General features: G+C 59.7%; 17 protein-coding genes. 8 read left to right on the forward strand and 9 right to left on the reverse strand.

Translation table 11 applies throughout. From position 1 onward, the window contains the following. Window positions 1-61 precede the first annotated feature (61 nt). Window positions 62-1363, reverse strand: a complete 1302-nt coding sequence (locus KB890_RS17325; RefSeq protein ID WP_020324496.1) for an MFS transporter — start codon at window positions 1361-1363, stop codon at window positions 62-64. 480 nt (window positions 1364-1843) lie between these two features. On the opposite strand from KB890_RS17325, the gene uxaC reads away from it, so the two are divergent. From uxaC to KB890_RS17340, 3 genes are all read left to right on the forward strand, one after another. Continuing rightward, window positions 1844-3256, forward strand: a complete 1413-nt coding sequence (uxaC, locus tag KB890_RS17330; protein WP_002917899.1) for a glucuronate isomerase — start codon at window positions 1844-1846, stop codon at window positions 3254-3256. A gap of 18 nt (window positions 3257-3274) precedes the next feature. Next, a complete protein-coding gene (locus tag KB890_RS17335; protein ID WP_002917898.1) occupies window positions 3275-4762 on the forward strand; it encodes a UxaA family hydrolase in 1488 nt (495 codons plus the stop codon). 129 nt (window positions 4763-4891) lie between these two features. Beyond that, window positions 4892-5446, forward strand: coding sequence for a YgjV family protein (locus KB890_RS17340; protein WP_020324488.1), 555 nt, complete (start codon window positions 4892-4894; stop codon window positions 5444-5446). A 15-nt stretch (window positions 5447-5461) separates the two neighbouring features. On the opposite strand, the gene sstT is transcribed toward KB890_RS17340, so the two are convergent. From sstT to KB890_RS17365, 5 genes are all read right to left on the reverse strand, one after another. Beyond that, entirely contained in the window at window positions 5462-6709 is a 1248-nt protein-coding gene (sstT, locus tag KB890_RS17345) for a serine/threonine transporter SstT (protein WP_002917895.1), read from the reverse strand. Between the two features lie 266 nt (window positions 6710-6975). Continuing rightward, complete coding sequence (locus tag KB890_RS17350) at window positions 6976-7947, reverse strand: TerC family protein (RefSeq protein ID WP_004144845.1); 972 nt, start codon at window positions 7945-7947, stop codon at window positions 6976-6978. 271 nt (window positions 7948-8218) lie between these two features. Continuing rightward, on the reverse strand, window positions 8219-9208 hold the full coding sequence (locus KB890_RS17355; RefSeq protein WP_004181399.1) for a Gfo/Idh/MocA family protein: 990 nt from the start codon (window positions 9206-9208) through the stop codon (window positions 8219-8221). 73 nt (window positions 9209-9281) lie between these two features. After that, window positions 9282-9782: a M48 metallopeptidase family protein gene (locus KB890_RS17360; protein ID WP_004144843.1), complete on the reverse strand. Its 501-nt coding sequence runs from the start codon at window positions 9780-9782 to the stop codon at window positions 9282-9284. A 19-nt stretch (window positions 9783-9801) separates the two neighbouring features. After that, window positions 9802-10404 (reverse strand): helix-turn-helix domain-containing protein, encoded by a 603-nt coding sequence (locus KB890_RS17365; protein ID WP_004144842.1) that lies wholly within the window; start codon window positions 10402-10404, stop codon window positions 9802-9804. 43 nt (window positions 10405-10447) lie between these two features. On the opposite strand from KB890_RS17365, the gene KB890_RS17370 reads away from it, so the two are divergent. Both KB890_RS17370 and rlmG read left to right on the forward strand, forming a co-directional pair. After that, on the forward strand, window positions 10448-11155 hold the full coding sequence (locus tag KB890_RS17370; RefSeq protein ID WP_094932903.1) for a B3/B4 domain-containing protein: 708 nt from the start codon (window positions 10448-10450) through the stop codon (window positions 11153-11155). A gap of 85 nt (window positions 11156-11240) precedes the next feature. After that, complete coding sequence (rlmG, locus tag KB890_RS17375; protein ID WP_004181396.1) at window positions 11241-12371, forward strand: 23S rRNA (guanine(1835)-N(2))-methyltransferase RlmG; 1131 nt, start codon at window positions 11241-11243, stop codon at window positions 12369-12371. 108 nt (window positions 12372-12479) lie between these two features. On the opposite strand, the gene KB890_RS17380 is transcribed toward rlmG, so the two are convergent. The 3 genes from KB890_RS17380 to lsrR all read right to left on the reverse strand — a co-directional run bounded on the left by KB890_RS17380 (window position 12480) and on the right by lsrR (window position 17292). Then, window positions 12480-14501: an NADPH-dependent 2,4-dienoyl-CoA reductase gene (locus tag KB890_RS17380; RefSeq protein ID WP_004181395.1), complete on the reverse strand. Its 2022-nt coding sequence runs from the start codon at window positions 14499-14501 to the stop codon at window positions 12480-12482. A 183-nt stretch (window positions 14502-14684) separates the two neighbouring features. Further along, entirely contained in the window at window positions 14685-16283 is a 1599-nt protein-coding gene (gene lsrK / locus KB890_RS17385) for an autoinducer-2 kinase (RefSeq protein WP_004181394.1), read from the reverse strand. A gap of 37 nt (window positions 16284-16320) precedes the next feature. Continuing rightward, window positions 16321-17292: a transcriptional regulator LsrR gene (lsrR, locus tag KB890_RS17390; RefSeq protein ID WP_004150933.1), complete on the reverse strand. Its 972-nt coding sequence runs from the start codon at window positions 17290-17292 to the stop codon at window positions 16321-16323. Window positions 17293-17510: 218 nt separating this feature from the next. On the opposite strand from lsrR, the gene lsrA reads away from it, so the two are divergent. From lsrA to lsrD, 3 genes are read left to right on the forward strand one after another with little or no spacing between them, the layout of a single operon-like run. Then, entirely contained in the window at window positions 17511-18998 is a 1488-nt protein-coding gene (lsrA, locus tag KB890_RS17395; RefSeq protein ID WP_004181393.1) for an autoinducer 2 ABC transporter ATP-binding protein LsrA, read from the forward strand. Next, window positions 18995-20029 (forward strand): autoinducer 2 ABC transporter permease LsrC, encoded by a 1035-nt coding sequence (lsrC, locus tag KB890_RS17400; RefSeq protein ID WP_004181392.1) that lies wholly within the window; start codon window positions 18995-18997, stop codon window positions 20027-20029. Before lsrA ends, lsrC begins: the two co-directional genes overlap by 4 nt. After that, window positions 20030-21028 carry an autoinducer 2 ABC transporter permease LsrD gene (lsrD, locus tag KB890_RS17405; protein ID WP_002917727.1) on the forward strand — a complete coding sequence of 333 codons (999 nt, stop codon included), beginning with the start codon at window positions 20030-20032 and terminating at the stop codon, window positions 21026-21028. Window position 21029: the final 1 nt, after the last annotated feature.

Here is a 21029-nt window from a genome sequence, read left to right on the forward strand (position 1 = left end):
GGCAGACATGAAAAAGCCGCCTGAGAAGGCGGCTTGATCGGCGATTACCTTGCCATTCGATCTAACTCTGCGTGACCGGTTTGCGACTGCTAAGCGGCGTCGAGTCATCGTCAGCCGGTTTGTTTTTCAGCACCGTCCAGATAACCAGCGCACCCAGCAGGTCAAAGACGGCCAGTACCGCAAACAGCGGGCTAAAGCCGATGGTGTCCGCCAGCGCGCCGACAACCAGGGCGAACATGGTGTTCGCCAGCCAGGCGGCCATCCCGGTCAGACCGTTGGCGGTAGCGACTTCGTTACGGCCAAAGACGTCGGAAGAGAGGGTAATCAGCGCCCCGGACAGCGCCTGGTGAGCGAACCCGCCGATGCACAGCAGGGCAATCGCCACGTATGGGCTGGTGAACAGGCCGATCATCCCCGGGCCAATCATCAGCAGGGCGCCCATGGTGACCACCATTTTACGCGACACGATCAGGTTGACGCCAAACCAGCGCTGGAACAGCGGCGGCAGATATCCGCCGACGATGCAGCCGAGGTCGGCGAACAGCATCGGCATCCAGGCGAACATGGCGATCTCTTTCAGGTTAAAACCGTAAACTTTGAACATGAACAGCGGGATCCAGGCGTTAAAGGTCCCCCAGGCCGGCTCGGCGAGGAAGCGCGGCAGGGCGATACCCCAGAACTGACGGTTGCGCAGGATTTGCCACGGCGACATTTTCTTCGCGTTATTGGTCTGATGCTGAGACTCCTGACCGCCAATGATGTAGTCACGTTCTTCGTCAGATAATTTTTTCTGGTCGCGCGGGTGTTTGTAGAAGATAAGCCAGGCGATGGCCCAGGCGAAGCTCAATACCCCGGAGATGATGAACGCCATCTGCCAGCTGTGCATGACAATCGCCCACACCACCAACGGCGGCGCGATCATGGCGCCAATAGAGGAACCCACGTTGAAGTAGCCCACCGCGATAGAGCGCTCTTTTGCCGGGAACCACTCTGAGCTGGCCTTCAGGCCGGCGGGGATCATTGCGGCTTCCGCTGCGCCGACTGCGCCACGGGCCAGCGCCAGTCCACCCCAGCTGCCGGCCAGAGCCGTTGAGCCGCAGAATACCGCCCAGGCGATGGCGAAGAAGGCATAGCCAATTTTGGTCCCCAGAATATCAAGGACATACCCCGCGACGGGCTGCATAACGGTATAGGCAGCGGAATAGGCTGCAATGATATAGGAGTACTGTTGGGTCGAAATGTGTAACTCTTCCATCAGCGTCGGCGCGGCCGCCGCTACGGTGTTACGGGTCAGGTAGCCCAGCACGGTGCCCAGCGTCACCAGCGCGATCATGTACCAACGTAACCCTTTAATTTTACGCATGTAAACCTCATCGTCTGTTATCTTTCCGCATCAGGTGCGGCCTTTACCGAGCGCAATAAGCGGCCGGGAAAGCGAAACGGAGGATTCAGGAGGGTAGTCCCCTCTGGCCTGAACCTTACCATCAGTTGTTATGTTGAAAGTCGGTATCCATTCCGTATAAGCCGATGCCATAAGCACCGGTAATGCATTCCGTCGGTTTATATGTTGCGACGGCAGAAAGATAACTTGTCATACAACTTTAAAAGTTGAGAGCTGTCACAAAAGTGGGAAAGTTAGTGTGGTCTTTATCCCTTGCCTGGAAAGCCAGAGATGGCGCGCTCTGGCGAGGTGTTTTGCTCCAGGGCGGTCATTTTTTTATCGACGTTTATTGATCTAACTCACGAAAAACAGTTCGGTCTGTAGAAATTGGTGTGATAACTTTGTCAGCATTGTAGTCAATCATCTGAAAGGCTCCCACACTGGAGCGAAGAGGACACGCGAATGACATCGTTTATGACTGAAGATTTTCTACTTGATACCGAGTTTGCCCGCCGTCTGTACCATGATTACGCCAAAGATCAGCCGATTTTCGACTACCACTGCCACCTTCCGCCGCAGCAGGTTGCCGAAAACTATCGCTTTAAAAACCTGTATGACATCTGGCTGAAAGGCGATCACTATAAATGGCGCGCAATGCGCACTAACGGCGTGCCGGAGCGTCTGTGTACCGGTGATGCGTCCGATCGCGAGAAATTTGACGCCTGGGCGGCCACGGTTCCGCACACTATTGGCAACCCGTTATACCACTGGACCCATTTAGAGCTGCGTCGACCTTTTGGTATTACAGGTAAGCTGTTGTCGCCATCCACCGCCGATGAGATCTGGGACCAGTGTAATGATTTGCTGGCTCAGGATGCCTTCTCCGCCCGCGGAATCATGAAGCAGATGAATGTGAAGATGGTCGGTACCACCGACGATCCGATTGATTCTCTTGAGCACCACGCGGCTGTCGCCAAAGACAACTCCTTTGACATCAAAGTGCTGCCGAGCTGGCGCCCGGATAAAGCGTTCAACATCGAGTTGGCGACCTTCAATGATTATATGGCTAAGCTGGGCGAGGTATCCGATACCGATATTCGCCGCTTCGCTGACCTGCAAAGCGCCCTGACCAAACGTCTGGATCATTTTGCCGCACACGGCTGCAAAGTCTCCGATCATGCGCTCGACGTGGTGCTGTTTGCCGAAGCGACCGACGCCGAGCTGGATGACATTCTGGCGCGCCGCCTGGCTGGCGAGACCCTTAGCGAACACGAAGTGGCGCAGTTTAAAACCGCGGTGCTGGTGTTCCTCGGCGCAGAGTATGCCCGTCGCGGCTGGGTCCAGCAGTACCACATTGGCGCGCTGCGTAACAACAACCTCCGTCAGTTCAAACTGTTAGGGCCAGACGTCGGCTTCGACTCGATCAACGATCGTCCGATGGCGGAAGAGCTGTCTAAGCTGCTGAGCAAGCAGAACGAAGAAAACCTGCTGCCGAAAACTATTCTCTACTGCCTGAACCCGCGTGATAACGAAGTGCTGGGCACCATGATCGGTAACTTCCAGGGTGAAGGCATGCCAGGCAAGATGCAGTTCGGCTCCGGCTGGTGGTTCAACGATCAGAAAGACGGTATGGAGCGGCAGATGACCCAGCTGGCGCAGCTCGGGCTGCTGAGCCGCTTCGTCGGGATGTTGACCGACAGTCGCAGCTTCCTCTCCTACACGCGCCACGAATACTTCCGCCGCATTCTCTGCCAGATGATCGGCCGTTGGGTGGCTGCCGGCGAAGCGCCTGCGGATATCGCGCTGCTGGGCGAGATGGTGAAAAACATTTGCTTTAACAATGCGCGTGACTATTTCGCCATTGAACTGAACTAAGGCCAGAGGTCGGTTGATATGCAATACATCAAAATCCATTCGCAGGATAACGTCGCGGTCGCGCTGACGGATATCGCTGCCGGTAGCGTGGTGACGATTGATAATGACTCGGTCACCCTCGGCCAGGATATCGTTCGCGGCCACAAGTTTGCACTGCGCGCTATCGCGAAAGGGGAAAACGTCGTTAAGTACGGGTTGCCGATTGGCCATGCGCTGGCGGATATCGCGCCGGGCGAGCATGTTCATGCGCACAATACGCGCACCAATCTCAGCGACCTTGACGCGTATCGCTATCAACCGGACCTGGTTGCCCAACCGCCACAGCCTGCGGATCGCGAAGTACAGATTTATCGTCGCGCCAACGGTGACGTCGGCGTGCGCAATGAGCTGTGGATCCTGCCGACCGTCGGCTGCGTCAACGCGATGGCCAGACAAATGCAGAACCGTTTCCTGAAAGAGACGTATGGCGCTGAGGATATCGATGGGGTACATCTCTTCAGCCACACCTATGGCTGCTCGCAGCTTGGGGACGATCACATCAACACTCGCACCATGCTGCAAAATATGGTTCGTCACCCGAACGCCGGGGCGGTGCTGGTGGTTGGCCTTGGCTGTGAAAACAACCAAGTGGAGGCCTTTCGCGAGACGCTGGGCGAGTTTGACCCGCAGCGCGTGCACTTTATGGTTTGCCAGCATCAGGACGATGAAGTGGAGGCGGGGGTTGAGCATCTGCATCAGCTGTATGAAGTGATGCGTCAGGATAAACGCCAGCCGGGCAAGCTCAGCGAGCTGAAGTTTGGCCTCGAGTGCGGGGGATCGGACGGCCTGTCGGGCATTACCGCTAATCCGATGCTGGGCCGCTTCTCAGACTATGTGATCGCCAACGGCGGCACTACCGTGCTGACCGAAGTGCCGGAGATGTTCGGCGCTGAACAGTTGCTGATGAGCCACTGCCGCGACGAAGCGACCTTCGACAAGCTGGTGACCATGGTCAATGACTTTAAGCAGTACTTTATTGCTCACGACCAGCCTATTTACGAAAACCCCTCGCCGGGTAATAAGGCCGGAGGGATCACTACTCTCGAAGATAAGTCGCTGGGCTGTACTCAGAAAGCGGGCTCCAGCCAGGTGGTGGATGTTCTGCGCTACGGCGAGCGCCTGAAGGTTCATGGTCTGAATTTACTGAGCGCGCCGGGCAACGACGCGGTCGCCACCAGCGCGCTGGCCGGCGCCGGCTGCCATATGGTGCTGTTCAGCACCGGTCGCGGCACGCCGTACGGCGGCTTTGTGCCAACGGTGAAGATCGCCACCAACAGCGAGCTGGCGGCGAAGAAAAAGCACTGGATCGACTTTGATGCCGGGCAGCTGCTCCACGGCAAAACGATGCCGCAGCTGCTGGAAGAGTTTGTGGATGCCATTGTAGCCTTCGCCAACGGTAAACCGACCTGTAATGAGCAGAATGACTTCCGCGAGCTGGCCATCTTTAAAAGCGGTGTTACCCTGTAAAGGCGTATTTGCGTTGGCGCCCAGAGGCTTGGTTTGTGTATCGGCCTGATAGCGTTGCGCCATCGGGCTCGTAACAGCGGCGTTTCAGCCAGTGAAGCGCCGTTTGTTTTTTTCAGTCAGGGAGCTTACATGACCGCGTATTGGCTGGCCCAGGGGGTCGGCGTCATCGCCTTTCTTATCGGCATTACCACCTTTATCAACCGCGATGAACGCCGTTTCAGGCTACAGCTGGCGGTCTATAGCGCTATTATCGGCGTTCATTTTTTCCTGAAGGGCGCCGGGCCGGCTGGAATGAGCGCCGGGCTCAATGCGCTTCGCACGGTCATTTCCTTACGCACCCGTAGCCTGTGGGTGATGACAGTCTTTATCCTCCTGACGTTGATTCTCGGCCTGGGTAAACTGCAGCATGCCATGGAGCTGCTGCCGATCATTGGCACCGTCGCCAGCACCTGGGCGCTGTTTCGCTGCAAAGGGCTAACCGTCCGCTGCGTGATGTGGTGCTCCACCGCCTGCTGGGTCACGCATAATCTGTGGTTGGGTTCCATTGGCGGGACGCTGATAGAAGGCAGTTTCCTGATCGTCAACGGGCTGAACATCATTCGCTTCCGCCGGATGCAAAAGCGCGGTATCGATCCGTTTAAGGTTGAAAACGCAGTACAGGAAGAGAGCCCCTCCGCCCGATAGCGGAGGGGAAAGGCGTTATCCGCGCAGGGCGTTTTTCGCCAGCTGGTCGTCTTCCGCCATGCAGGCCGCGGCGGTAAACAGGGCGTCGGTGGAGGAGTTCAGCGCGGTTTCGCAGGAGTCCTGCAGCACGCCGATAATAAAGCCAACGGCAACCACTTGCATCGCCACATCGTTCGGGATCCCAAACATATTACAGGCCAGCGGGATCAGCAGCAGCGAGCCGCCCGCCACGCCGGAGGCGCCGCAGGCGCACAGCGAAGCGACCACGCTCAGCAGCAGCGCCGTCGGCAGATCCACCGGAATATTCAGCGTATGCACCGCCGCCAGCGTCAGCACGGTGATGGTGATTGCCGCGCCTGCCATATTGATGGTCGCCCCCAGTGGAATAGAGACCGAATAGGTATCGCGATCCAGATTCAGCTTCTCGCACAGCGCCATATTCACTGGAATGTTGGCGGCGGAACTGCGGGTGAAGAACGCGTAAACGCCGCTTTCGCGCAGGCAGGTGAGCACCAGCGGATAGGGGTTGCGGCGGATCTTCCAGAACACCAGCAGCGGGTTAATCACCAGCGCTACCAGCAGCATACAGCCCACCAGCACCAGCAGCAGCTGGGCATAGCCCCACAGGGTCTCGAAACCGGTGGTCGCCAGGGTGGAAGATACCAGGCCGAAGATCCCCAGCGGCGCAAAGCGGATCACCACTTTAACGATAAAGGTCACCGCGTGGGAGACGTCGTTGATCAGGTTTTTGGTGGTGTCGTTACCATGACGCAGGGCGAAACCAAGCCCCACCGCCCACACCAGAATGCCGATATAGTTGGCGTTCAGCAGAGCGTCGATCGGGTTGGACACCATGCTCATCAGCAGGCCGCGCAGCACCTCAACAATCCCCGACGGCGGCGTGATGCTGTCGGCGGCGGTGGTTAAGTGCAGGGTCGAGGGAAAGAGAAAACTGAACAACACCGCGGTCAGCGCCGCGCTAAAGGTGCCCAGCAGATAGAGAAACAGAATGGGGCGTATACTGGTTTTTTGTCCGTGCTGATGGTTGGCGATCGAGGCCATGACAAGCATCAATACCAGCACCGGCGCTACCGCTTTTAACGCGCCGACGAACAGGGTCCCCAGCAGACCGACGGCGATAGCCGCAGGCTTAGAGACCAGCGCCAACAGTACGCCAAGCACCAGGCCGATTAAAATTTGTTTCACCAGGCTGCCTTGCGCCAGGCGGGAGAGCCACCCTGATGAGGGAGTGCGTGTTGTCATAATTCATTCCTTCCAGTGATGTAGCAAGCCATCCCAGCCACGTATTATTTTTTACGTTTATGTCAGGATGTAAGTAGATGTTTGCATAGTCGAGTATACGGAAAGAAAGACTGGCGGGAAGCGTAAAATACTGTGATTTTAATATGGATCTTATTTTTTAACTGCGTAGCAACATAATTGTGACATGAGCAGGTATTCTCGTTACGAGAACGTCTGCTATAGCTGATTACCGCGCCGCCAGCGAGGGCCGACGGCGCGGTAGCAGATTACTCTGGCAGTTTGCGCTGCTTGTCGTGCTGCCTGTTGACCCAGGCGTTAATCAGCAGCGTGACGGCCAGGATGCCGCCCACCACGCCCAGCGAGATGGCAACCGGGATATGGTAGAAGTCGACGATCAGCATCTTCACGCCAATAAACACCAGGATCACCGACAGACCGTATTTGAGCATCGAGAAGCGCTCAGCGACCCCCGCCAGCAGGAAGTACATGGCGCGCAGGCCGAGGATGGCGAACAGGTTCGAGGTCAGCACGATAAACGGATCGGTGGTGACCGCGAAGATTGCCGGGATACTGTCGACGGCGAAAATCACGTCGCTCAGTTCCACCAGAATCAGCACCAGCAGCAGCGGGGTGGCGAACAGCACCCCGTTTTTACGGGTGAAGAAGCGCTCGCTCTCGATTTTATCGGTCATCCGCAGATGGCTGCGGATCCAGCGCACCAGCGGTTTATCGCCGATGCCGGAGTCGTCCTCTTTCGCCAGCGCCATCTTCACGCCGGTAAACAGCAGGAAGGCGCCAAAGACGTACAGCAGCCAGTCGAACTGCGAAATCAGCCAGCTGCCGGCGAAGATCATAATGGTACGCAGAACGATCGCGCCCAGTACGCCATACACCAACACCCGGCGCTGCAGAGCAGGCGGTACGGCGAAATAGCTGAACAGCATCAACCAGACGAAGACGTTATCGACCGCCAGCGCTTTTTCAATCAGATAACCGGTGAGGAAGGCTAAGGCCTGCGGATCGGCGACGGCCCGGCCCTGGGTTTGCACCAGATACCACCAGAAGGCGGCGTTGAACAGCAGAGAAAGCGTGACCCAGAGGATTGACCAGCCAGCGGCCTGCTTCATGGTCATGCTATGCGAACCGCGTCGTCCCTGAAGCAGCAGGTCGATTGCCAACATGATCGCGACAACGACAGCGAATCCACCCCATAGCAACGGCGTGCCGACAGTATTCATTTGATATTCCTTACATAAAAACAAAACGGCTGACGTCGGAAGACGGCAGCCGCTGCGCTTTTATGCATAGACCTCGCCTTCCGGCAAGGTCTCACTTACAACAACCAAAGTACATCGCGATGGGCTTTGGTTATTGCCCGGCGACCGGATGCGGTATTGCACGCATCGTAATGACGATCAACCGGCAAGGAAGTTACTCCCCTTTGCACGTAACAAAATATGTCACAGGGCGGTTTTCGTCAATGGCGGCCGGTCGGGCCTTTACACTCTTTTACGCCAGCGGCTGCGTATCGGCCGGGAAGATCACCCCGGTCTGGCGACGAATTTCGCTGGACAGTTTGGCGGTGATCCGGCTCACCGCCAGGCCCGGGTGATCCACATCCTGTGTCTCCACCAGCCGCGCAAAGGTCTCCGCCTCATACAGCATGGTATTAATGTGCTGGGGCTGCGTCAGGTCCTGGGCTTTACCGCCGCGCGGCACAAACGCCAGCTTCTGACATTCGGAGATTTTTTCGATCACTAACGCGCCGTCTTCGCCCTGAATTTCACTGGGGATCGCGGAATCGCTAACTTTGGAGTGATGCAGCGTCACGTCGAAGTCGCCATAGCTCAGCACCACGGTGCCCTGGGCGTCTACGCCGCTGTCCAGCAGGCTGGCGGTGGCAAGAACGGCCTGCGGCTCGCCCCACAGCGCCACAGCGGACGCCAGGCAATAGAAGCCGATATCCATAATCGAACCGTTAGAGAACGCCGGGTTAAAGGTGTTGGGGTTTTCGCCGTCAAGGTAGCGCTGATAGCGCGAGGAGTACTGACAGTAGTTGATAAAGGCTTTGCGTAGTTTGCCCACTTTAGCGAGCGTTTCTTTCAGTAGGAGAAAGTTAGGCAGACTGGCGGTTTTAAAGGCTTCAAACAGCACCACGTTATTTTCTTTCGCCAGCGCTATCGCCGCCTCGACTTCCTGCAGGTTCGACGCCAGCGGCTTTTCGCAAATGACGTGCTTCTTATGGCTCAGGAACAGCCGGGTCTGCGGAAAGTGCAGCGAGTTCGGGCTGGCAATATAGACCGCGTCAACGTCAGGGCTCTGTGCCAGTTCATCGAGCGAGGTAAACAGATGCTCGACCGGATAGTCTTTGGCGAAGGCTTGCGCCTGTTCGAGGCTGCGGGAGTAGATGGCGGTAAGTTTATATTTGCCGGTTTCATGGGCGGCATCGACAAACTGCTTGGTGATCCAGTTTGTGCCAACAACTGCGAAACGTATCATAAACGTTGACGAACTCCGTTAAAGGGAACCTGCCGCCACTCTATCATGCCGTCATGACAAAACCAGTGCGTCACTACGCAGAACGATTTAACGAAAGGTGCGTCAGCCACAGGCGGGTGTCGAACTCCAGCTGGTGGTACTGCGGCTCCATATGGCAGCACAGCTGATAGAAAGCCTTGTTGTGATCCTTCTCTTTCAGATGCGCCAGTTCATGAACCACGATCATCCGCAGAAAGGCTTCCGGCGCGTCGCGAAATACCGTCGCCACGCGAATTTCCGCTTTAGCTTTCAGCTTACCGCCCTGCACGCGGGAAATGGCGGTATGCAGGCCGAGCGCATTGTTCAGCACGTGGATCTTACTGTCATACATCACTTTGTTGATCGGCGCCGCGCCGCGCAGAAAGCGGTTTTTCAAGTCCTGGGTGTACTGATACAGCGCTTTATCGCTGTTAACGTCGTGCCCTTGCGGATAGCGCTTTTGCAGCACCTCTCCGAGGCGGCCTTGCTCGATTAACGTGGTCACCTGCGCCAGCAGCGATTCAGGATAGCCCTGTAAATAAATGAGTTTTGTCATCGTCTTATCATTATGTCTGTCAGGAGGGCAGTTCAGCCACGGTCATGGTAAAGACCAGCGGCGCGGTACCCTCATTGCGGTAACCGTGCTCTATTTCGGTGCGGGCCACCGCCGATTCCCCGGCCGCCACCGTGCGGCAGGTCTCGCCAAGCGTCAGCGTCAGCGCGCCGGCTTCCACGTGCAGCAGCTCGAAGGTTGTTGCCGGGTGGCCGGGCGAGGCAAAGGCTTCGCCGGGCTGCATTTCCCAGCGCCACAGCTCAATCATATTCGGCCCGGCGGTGCCGGCGAGGAGCCTGGCGCTGCCCCCCAGCGGGCCTTGCCAGAGGGTGGGGATCTGCTCGGCGGGAATAATATGCAACGCGGGTTCGCTTGCCACATTGACAATATCCGCTACCGATACGCCCAGCGCGGCGGCGAGTTTGCAGAGGATCGCAATGCTGGGATTGGCGGCCTCTTTTTCCATCTCGACCAGCATACCTTTGCTGATGCTGGCCCGGCGCGACAGCTCGTCCAGCGACATTTTTTTCGCTTTACGGTAGGCCTTCAGCCGCGTGGCGACGGCGCGACTTACCTGGTCGACATCAGATCCTGAATCGGTCGTTATATTGACTTTTACGTTCATTGGTCACTATGATGAAACAAATTGGTCATTACAGGATTATCGAATGCGTAGCGTAACGCCGTCAATCGAATCTGCGGTCAGCCGCCTGGCGCCGGGCTTTCGGGCATTAAGTATTGTGGTGGAGAGCGCGCCGGTGGCCGATCCCGCCGTCGCGGAGCAGGCGCTGGCCGAGGCCTGCCTGGCGGTGCAGCAGGATGATGTGCCCTGGGCGCAAGCGCACCTGGCGGCATGGGATGAAGCGTTCAGCGCCTTCGGCGCGAAGGCGAAACGTACCCCCTGTTCGGCGCAGGCGCTGCGCAAGTGGGTGCTGAAAGAGGGGAGCCTGCCGGCCATCGATCCGGTGGTGGATATCTACAACGCGATCAGCATTCGCTATGCCGTCCCGGTCGGTGGGGAAAATCTGGCCGCCTACCGTGGCGAACCGCGGCTGGCCATTGCCCGCGGCGATGAGCCATTCGATACGCTAAAATCGGCAGAGTCGGTAGTGGAATATCCGGAGCCGGGCGAAGTCATCTGGCGGGATGATATAGGCGTAACCTGCCGACGCTGGAACTGGCGACAGGGCGTGCGCACCCGGCTGGACAGCGGCGCGCAGACGATGTGGTTTATTCTCGAAAGCCTGCCGGCGATGCCGTTGTCGGCCCTGCATGAGGCGGGAGAGCGGTTGGTAGGTTATCTGCAGCAGCTGATGCCCGGCGCCCGCGCGTCGATAACGCTGCTGCGAGCCGATGACGAGGGCGATCTACGCTGAGCGGCGATGATCAGCGATCTCTCTTCAACTGGACAGGATTTGCGTATAAACTCGCGGGTTTTACTATTCCGGAGGCGGAGAGGCGATGAGCCAGGCAGAGTTAAACGGTGAGTTATTCACATTAGAGCGGTTCCCACCTAACGCTGAAGAAGAAGCGCTTCAGGCATGGGAAGCGGCGGATGAATATCTGCTGCAACAGGTGAATGACGTCGACGGCCTGACGCTCATCTTCAACGACGGCTTCGGCGCGCTCGCCTGCGCGCTGGCGGATCGCAACCCGGTCAGCATCAACGACTCCTTTATTTCCGAGCTGGCGACCCGCCACAACCTGCGGATGAACGGTATCGATGAAGAGAGCGTGCGCTTTCAGGATAGCCTGAGCCCGCTACCGGCCGCGCCGGCGCTGGTGCTGATTAAGGTGCCAAAACAGCTGGCGCTGCTGGAACAGCAGCTGCGCGCCCTGCGCGAAGTAGTCACGCCGGAAACCCGCATCATCGCCGCGGCGAAAGCCCGTGATGTGCACAACTCGACGCTGGCGCTGTTTGAAAAAATCCTCGGCACCACCACCACCTCGCTGGCGTGGAAAAAAGCGCGTTTGATCCACTGCGTTTTCACCGCTCCTGAGCTTGCCGATGCGCCGCAAACCTACAGCTGGAAGCTGGACGGCACGCCGTGGACCATCCATAACCACGCCAACGTTTTTGCCCGCAGCGGGCTGGATATCGGCGCGCGTTTCTTCTTGCAGCATTTACCGTCTGATCTAGAAGGCGAGATCGCCGATCTCGGCTGCGGCAATGGGGTGATTGGCCTGCAGGCGCTGGCGCAAAATCCAAACGCCAGCGTGATGTTCACCGATGAGTCGCACATGGCGGTGGCTTCCAGCCGGTTGAACGTCGAGCGCAATCTGCCGGACGATATCGCACGCTGTGAATTCATGGTCAACAACTCGCTCTCCGGCATTGAGCCTGACCGCTTTACGGCGATCCTGTGTAATCCGCCGTTCCATCAGCAGCACGCCATTACCGACCATATCGCCTGGCAGATGTTTAACGATGCCCGCCGCAGCCTGAAATACGGCGGCGAGCTGTACGTCGTCGGCAACCGCCACCTCGATTACTTCCGTAAGCTGAAGCGTGCGTTTGGTAATTGCACGACGATTGCGACGAACAATAAGTTTGTCATTTTGAAAGCAACCAAGGTGCGTAAGCAGCGCTGATTCTTGTCGCGGTTTCCCCCTGCTCGCGGCTGTCGCCTTAGCCGGGCTAGCGTGCGGGATTATCGTGGTAGCCCGGGGAAGGCGCATCGCGCCGCCCCCGGGACAGGGCTAAATCGCCAGCGCCAGTTTAGTGCCCTGGGCAATCGCCCGACGCGCATCCAGCTCCGCCGCCACGTCGCAACCGCCGATGAGATGCACCGTTTTCCCCGCCGCGCGCAGCGGATCCGCCAGCTCGCGGCGCGGCTCCTGACCGGCGCAGATCACCACCTGATCGACCGCCAGCAGTTGGCGCTCGCCGCCGATAGTGACATGTAACCCTTCATCATCGATCTTTTCATAGCTGACCGCCGGGATCATTTTCACCCCGCGCGCCAGCAGCGTCGCGCGGTGGATCCAGCCGGTGGTTTTGCCGAGCCCTTCGCCCGGTTTGCTGGCTTTGCGCTGCAGCATCACAATCTGTCGCGGGCTTTTACTCAGCTGCGGGCCTTCAGCACTCAGCCCTCCCGCCGTTTGCAGGCTGGTATCGATACCCCATTCGCGGCAGAACTCGCCGATATCCTGGCTGGTGGCCGCGCCCGACTGGCTTAAAAACATCGCGGTGTCGAAGCCGATGCCGCCGCAGCCGATAATCGCCACCTTCGCGCCAACCGGCGCTTTATCGCGCAAGACATCAAGGTAGCTCAGCACTTTTGGATGATCGATCCCGTCGATCGCCGGCAGGCGCGGGGCGATACCGGTGGCGAGGATCGTCTCATCGAACGCCAGCAGATCGTCTGTCGTGACGCGGGTGTTCAGGCGTAGATCGACACCATGAAGATCGAGCATGGTGCGGTAGTAACGCAGCGTCTCGTGAAACTCCTCTTTGCCGGGGATCTGTTTGGCGATATTAAACTGACCGCCGATCTCCGGGAGCGCATCAAACAACGTGACGTGATGACCGCGGGCGGCAGCGTTTACGGCGAAGGCCAGACCGGCAGGCCCGGCGCCGACCACCGCCAGCCGTTTAGGCGCGTTGGCAGGCAGGACCGGCATCAGGGTTTCATGACACGCGCGCGGGTTGACCAGACAGGAGGTGACTTTGCCGACGAAGATCCGATCGAGACACGCCTGATTGCAGCCTATGCAGGTGTTGATCTGATCGGCGCGATCGTCCTGCGCTTTTGATATAAATTCGGCGTCGGCAAGGAACGGGCGGGCCATCGATACCATATCGGCATCGCCGCGGGCGAGAATATCCTCCGCGACCTGCGGATCGTTAATGCGGTTGGTGGTGATCAACGGGATCGACACCGCGCCCTTCAGCTTGCGGGTGACCCAGCTGAAAGCTCCGCGCGGTACCGGCGTGGCGATGGTCGGAATGCGCGCTTCGTGCCAGCCAATCCCGGTGTTGATGATGGTCGCTCCCGCCGCTTCAATCGCTTTGGCCAGTTCAGTGACTTCCGCCAGCGTGCTGCCGTCGTTGACCAGATCGAGCATCGACAGACGGTAAATGATAATGAAATCGTGGCCGGCGCGCTGGCGCACCGCCTTAACCACCTCTACGGCGAAACGCATGCGCCTGGCATAATCGCCGCCCCATTGGTCGTCGCGCTGGTTGGTGCGCGCGGCGAGAAATTCGTTAATCAGATAGCCCTCAGAGCCCATCACCTCGACGCCGTCATAGCCCGCTTCGCGCGCCAGCTGGGCGCAGTGGGCAAAATCATCGATCAGCGTCAGGATCTCATCGTGGCTCAGTTCATGGGGGGTAAAACGGTTGATCGGCGCCTGTAGCGCCGAGGGGGCCACCAGCGCGGGCTGGTAGCTGTAACGGCCGGTGTGCAGGATCTGCAGAGCGATTTTGCCGCCTTCCTGATGTACCGCGTCGGTAATATGGCGATGATGCGCCAGATGGCTGGCGTCGTTGAGTACCGCGCCGCCGGCCATGGTGACGCCAGAGGGCGCCGGAGCGATGCCGCCGGTGACGATCAGCGCCACGCCGTGACGGGCGCGCTCGGCGTAAAAGGCCGCCAGCCGCTGCGCGCCGTCCGGCAGCTCTTCGAGCCCGGTGTGCATTGAGCCCATCAACACGCGGTTTTTGAGCGTTGTGAAGCCCAGCTCAAGCGGGGCGAAAAGCGACGGATAGCGGCTCATAGTGGCTTCCAATGTAAAATTATTGTTATGTGGTCGGATGAGTTACTAATTTAGCCATCGTGGAGAAAAAGGGAAAAGGGGAGTGCGGTGATTGTGATGGGATTCAAAGAACGGCGAAGCGTTGCCCCACACCCCGGCCCTCTCCCAAAGGGAGAGGGGGGAAAGGCGGAGCGGCACCGGTAGTTAGGGTGAGGGGGAAGACGCAACGCGCTGGCAGCGTTCCAGACCCGGCGCCTGCCACATCGACGTTGTCAGCCCGCTATCGACAAGGCCAAGCTGATCGGCGTACACCGTCTGCCACTTGCTCATCATCTCCTGATACAGCTCGCGATGCTGCGGATTTGGGGTGAACTCGCGGTGCCAGCTCACTAACCGTTCTCCGGTGCTGGCCATATCGCCATACAATCCGGCGCCGGTTCCGGCGGCGATGGCGCAGCCCAGCGCGGTGGCTTCGCGGACCACCGGCACCCGCACCGGCAGGCCGGTGACGTCGCTGAGGATCTGGCTCCACAGCGCGCCTTTAGAGCCGCCGCCGGCAAACACCAGGCTGTCGAATGTCACCCCGGAGAACTGCGAGATCTGCGCGAGGTTGCAGGCGGAGACAATCGCCGCGTTCTCTTCCAGCGCGCGGAACAGGGTCGCTTTATTGCACTTCTCCGGATCGATGGAGAGGTTAATAAACGACGGCGCGGCGTGGTACCACTGCTTAAAGTGCATGGCGTCGGAAAAAATAGGCATCACGCCGTGGGAACCGGCGGGGACGCGGCTGGCCATCTCCTCCAGCAGCGAATAGGCATCGACGCCGAGCCGCTCGGCAATCAGTTTTTCTTCAGCGCAGAAGGCGTCGCGAAACCAGCGCATGGTCAGGCCGGTAAAGAAGCTGATCGATTCCGCCTGCGCCATGCCGGGAATCACGTGAGGATTAACGCGAATATTCATCTGCGGATCGGTCCGCACCTGCGGCAGGTTGACCACCTGCTGCCAGAAAGTGCCGCCGAGTACCGCGGTTTGCCCGGCGCGCACCACCCCAAGGCCCAGGCAGCCGAGCTGGACGTCGCCGCCGCCCATCACCACCGGCGTCCCGGCGCGCAGGCCGCTCTGCTGCGCCGCCGCTTCGGTGACGGCGCCCAGCAGGGTACCGGTCTCTTTGACCGGCGACAGCATATCGGCGCGCAGCCCGGCCATATCCAGCAGCGCCGGACGCCAGTCGCGGCTGAACAGATCGAGCATGCCGGTGGTGCCGGCGTTTGACGGGTCGACCGCCAGCTCGCCGGAAAGCTTCGCCGCCAGCCAGTCGCTGATCATGGTGATGGTTGCCGCTTTGCGGTAGATATCGGGGCGGTGGTGCGCCAGCCACAGCAGGCGCGGCATGGCGCTGAGCGCCAGGGTTTGTCCCGAGACCTCGTATACCTCGGATTCGAAGCGATAGTCGTGGATCTCCTTAAGCTCCGCCACTTCGCGGCTGGCGCGGGCATCGACGTTGGCGCAGGCCCAGATGGCCTCGCCGTTGCGGTCATAGAGAACGATGCCTTCGCGCATCGAACAGCAGGCGACGGACTGAATATCGGCGGCAGAGAGCCGAGCGGCGTCGAGCGCCTGGCGAATGCACTGGCAGGCCAGCTGCCAGTTGGTGGTAAGGTCGAACTCCATCGAGCCGGGGACGTTATCAACGCTCAGGTGTTTCCATTCGGCCTGGCCTACCGCCAGCTGACGGCCATTAAGATCGAAAATGACCGCCCGAATGCTGCCGGTCCCGGCATCTAACGCTAACAGGTAACTCATGACATGCGCCTCGCTGTGGTCGCGCGGCGCCTGGCCGTCAGGAGGCCAGCGCGAGTACCGCGCGTGCTGTTGTCTCTTCCGTTACCAGGCCATTAATGCGCTTGCCAATCAGAGCGGCATAAATCGCCTGCGCTTTTTCTTCTCCCCCGGCGACGCCAACGATGGTCGGCAGCTGCGCCAGCTCATCAAGGGTCACGCCGAGGAGTTCCCGATGGATCTCCAGTCCTTCTACCGGCCTGCCGTCGGCCTGCAGGAAATAACCTAAAATGTCGCCGACCGCGCCTTTGCGGGCGTACATCAGCTGTTCGCCCTCGCTGATATAGCCGGAGCGCAGAATGGTCGCGTCGCGCCGCTGATCGATAGCGCCAATGCCGACTACCGCCGCGTCCGCCGCCGTCGCCGCGAGGATCACGTCGCGCACGCTCGACTCGCGGCGCAGGATCTCGGCGACCTCCGCCGAAGAAACCCGCAGCGGCGCCGGGATAATGCTGACGCTGCAGGCGGCATCCAGCTGGCCGATACCGGTCATATACGGGCCGACGCCGCCGGAGAGGGTCACCAGCCGCACCTGCTGCGAGCCGATAAAGCCGCTGAGATGCTGCAGGCAGCTCATGGTGGCTTCGCCGAAGCCGACCGCCAGTAGTTGACCCGGCTGCAGAATACCCATCAGCGACTGCGCCGCGCCGATCCCCAGCCGGGTATTCATCGGCGGGGTGTTGAGCGCCGGCAGTACGCGGGCAATCTTGAGGCCAAAACGCTGCTGGAGTTCACTTTCCAGTGCCAGACAGCCCTCATAGCGCGAGTTGATCTGCACGCGGATCACCCCGGACTGACGGCCTTTCTCCAGCAGGCGGGAAATCTTCAGCCGCGGCAGCCCCAAACGCTCGCCGATGTCATTTTGCGTCAGGCCGTCGTGGTAGTAGCACCACGCCACCCGCGCCACCAGCTCTTCCTCGGCTAACGCCAGCCCGGCGTAGCGGTTCTCTTCCGTAATGCGTTTTTCGCTCATAAATTGAACTCTTATAAAAATTTAGATCATATGTTCGCTATTGCGCGGCCGGAAAGTGTGAGCCGACTGGCAAAACGGATCTTTCATCGCTGGCCCATTTTTTCCTGAGGATCTAAAGCGCCAAACTGTGATCTTCGCACGGTTGTAAATATAGTTCACCGTCTACGCTTTTGAACATTATTAAATTTAAAAATCATTTGTTCAAACGAGGCGCGACGATGAAGCCACTGCTTGAAGCTCGCCAGATCCGCAAACAGTTCTCCGGCGTTGCCGTGCTGAAGGGCATCGACTTTACGCTATGCGCGGGCCAGGTGCATGCCCTGATGGGAGGCAATGGCGCGGGTAAATCGACGCTGATGAAGATCATCGCCGGCGTCGAAACCCCGGATAGCGGTGAACTGACGATCGGCGACCGCGCGTTTGCGCGCCTCAGCCCGGCGCTGGCCCACCAGCTGGGCATCTATCTGGTGCCGCAGGAGCCGATGCTGTTTCCCAACCTCAGCGTGCGCGAGAACATTCTCTTTCGTTTGCCGAAGCGGGCGGATACCACCGCGCGACTGCAGGAAAAACTGCAGCAGCTGAACTGCCAGATCAACCTCGACGCCAGCGCCAGCACGCTCGAGGTAGCCGATCAACAGATGGTCGAGATCCTGCGCGGCCTGATGCGCGAAGCGCGGATCCTGATCCTTGATGAACCCACCGCCTCTTTAACCCCGGGGGAAACGGAGAGGTTGTTTAGCCAGATCCGCGCGTTACAGGCGCTGGACGTGGGGATCGTGTTTATCTCGCACAAACTGCCCGAAATCCGCCAGCTTGCCAGCCATATTTCGGTGATGCGCGACGGGGCGGTAGTGCTGAGCGGCGAGACCGCAACTTACCGCGATGAGCAACTGATTAGCGCTATGACGCCGGCCAGCCGCGACCATACGCTGAGCGACACGCAAAAGCTGTGGCTGGCGCTGCCGGGCAACCGCCGCACCCAGGCGCAGGATTTTCCCGTGCTGCGGGTGGAGGATCTTACCGGAGAAGGCTTTATCGATCTCAATCTGGAGATCCGCGCCGGGGAGATCGTCGGCCTCGCCGGGCTGGTGGGATCCGGGCGCACCGAATTTGCCGAAACCTTATACGGCCTGCGTCCACCGCGCGCCGGGCGGATCTGGCTGGAGAATCGCGAGATTAGCAATGACAGCACCCGCGCCCGGCTGGCCAGCGGGCTGGTCTATCTGCCGGAAGACCGCCAGGTCTCGGGGCTGTTTCTTGATGCGCCGGTGCGCTGGAACACGGTGATGTTCAATCAGCCGTCGTGGTGGCAGCAGGGGAAACGGGAGGCGGCGGTGGTTGAGCGCTATCACCGGGCGCTGGGGATCAAGCTGGCCGATGGCGATCAGCCGGTGCGCACTCTCTCTGGCGGTAACCAGCAGAAGGTGCTGCTGGCGCGCTGTCTGGAGGCCAACCCGCTGCTGCTAATTGTCGATGAGCCGACGCGCGGCGTGGATGTCTCCGCCCGCGCCGATATCTATCAGCTGCTGAAAAGCGTCGCCGCGCAAAATGTGGCAGTGCTGATGATCTCCTCCGATCTGGATGAGTTCATCGGCCTGGCCGACCGGGTGCTGGTGATGCATCAGGGCCGCTACAGCGGCGAGCTGGCGCGGCAGGCGGTGACCGTCGATCGCATGATGACCCTGGCCTTTGGAGGGCAGGCATGAAAACGTTACTCAAGAATCGCGAACTGAGCGCCTTCTTTGCCATCGTGGCGCTCTTTGTTGTGCTGGTGGCGCTCAATCCAGCCTATTTCAGCCTGCAGACCCTGGCGATGATTTTCTCCAGCTCGCAAATCCTCTGCCTGCTGGCATTGGGCGCGACCCTGGTGATGCTGACCCGCAATATTGACGTGTCGGTAGGTTCGACTGTTGGGCTATGCGCCATCGCCGTCGGCGTGGCGCTGAACAACGGCTATGGGTTGGCGACGGCTATCGCCTTCGCGCTGGCGATTGGCGCGCTGGCCGGAGCTTTTAACGGCCTGCTGGTCGTGGGGCTGCGCATCCCGGCGATCGTCGCGACGCTCGGTACGCTGGGGTTGTATCGCGGGGTGATGTTGCTGTGGACCGGCGGGAAATGGATCGAGGGCTTGCCCGACAGCCTGAAATCGCTCTCGGAGCCCGCGTTTATCGGCGTGTCGCCGCTGGGCTGGCTGGTGCTGGCGCTGCTGCTGGCGGGCGGCTGGCTGCTGTCGCGCACCGCCTTTGGTCGTGATTTTTACGCCGTTGGCGATAACCTCGCCGCCGCGCGCCAGCTGGGCGTGGCGGTCAACCGCACGCGGATGCTGGCCTTTACCCTCAACGGTATGCTGGCGGCCTGCGCCGGGATCGTCTTCGCCGCGCAGATTGGTTTTGTGCCTAATCAGACCGGCAGCGGCCTGGAGATGAAAGCCATCGCCGCCTGCGTGCTGGGCGGGATCTCGCTGCTCGGCGGTACCGGCACGCTGCTTGGCGCGTTTCTCGGCGCCTTTTTCCTCACCCAAATTGACACCGTACTGGTACTGTTCCGCCTTCCCGCCTGGTGGAACGACTTTATCGCCGGCCTGGTGCTGCTCGGCGTGCTGGTGCTCGATGGCCGTCTGCGTCAGGCGCTGGCCCGCCATCAGCGGGCGCTGAAGTACAGCCGTTTCCAGCCCGGTAACAAAGGGGGGAAACAGGTTGCCCGCTTTCCCGAACGCAAAAGCAAAGAGGTGGCTTAAATGAAGCTGAAGCTTAACTGGGAAAGCGCGCTGCTGGCGTTGCTGATCGTGGAGATCCTGCTGTTCGGCGCGCTGAATCCGCGCATGCTGGATCTCAATATGCTGCTCTTTAGCACCAGCGACTTTATCTGCATCGGCATCGTCGCGCTGCCGCTGACGCTGGTGATCATCAGCGGCGGGATCGATATTTCGCTGGGCTCGACCATCGGCCTGTGCGCCATCGCCCTCGGGGTGATGACCCAGGCGGGCTGGCCGCTGTGGCTCGCGGTATCGCTGACGTTGCTCTTGGGACTGCTGTGCGGGTTATTCAACGCCGCGCTGATCCACTACACCGGCATCAGCCCGCTGGTGATCACGCTTGGTACGCTGTATCTGTACGGCGGCGGCGCGCTGCTGCTTTCCGGGATGGCCGGCGCGACCGGTTACGAGGGGATTGGCGGTTTTCCCGATAGCTTCACCGCCTTCGCCAATTTAACCCTCGCCGGACTGCCGCTGCCGCTGGTGCTGTTCGCGATTATCACCTTTTTCTTCTGGCTGCTGACCCATCGCGGGCGCTTTGGCCGCCACCTCTTTTTACTCGGGCAAAACCCGCGCGCCGCGCGCTATGCCGCGCTGTCGGTGAACGGCATCCCGTACGTGCTGTATGGCCTGGTTGGCGTCGCCTCGGCGGTCGCGGCGCTGGTGATGGTCTCCTATTTCGGCTCGGCACGTTCGGATTTAGGCCGCGACCTGCTGATGCCGGCGCTGACCGCGGCGGTGCTCGGCGGGGCCAATATTTACGGCGGCTCGGGATCGATACTGGGTACCGCGCTGGCGGCATTGCTGGTGGGGTATCTGCAACAGGGTTTACAGATGGTCGGCATCCCCAACCAGGTGTCGAGCGCGCTGTCAGGGGCGCTGTTGGTTGTGGTGGTGATGGGGCGTTCGCTGAGCCTGCACCGTGAATGGGTGCGCGCGACCTGGCGGCGTCTTTTCTCGCATAAAACAATCGGAGCATAAA

It is taken from the genome of Klebsiella sp. P1954 (assembly GCF_018199955.1).
Classification (GTDB): Bacteria; Pseudomonadota; Gammaproteobacteria; order Enterobacterales; family Enterobacteriaceae; genus Klebsiella; species Klebsiella pneumoniae.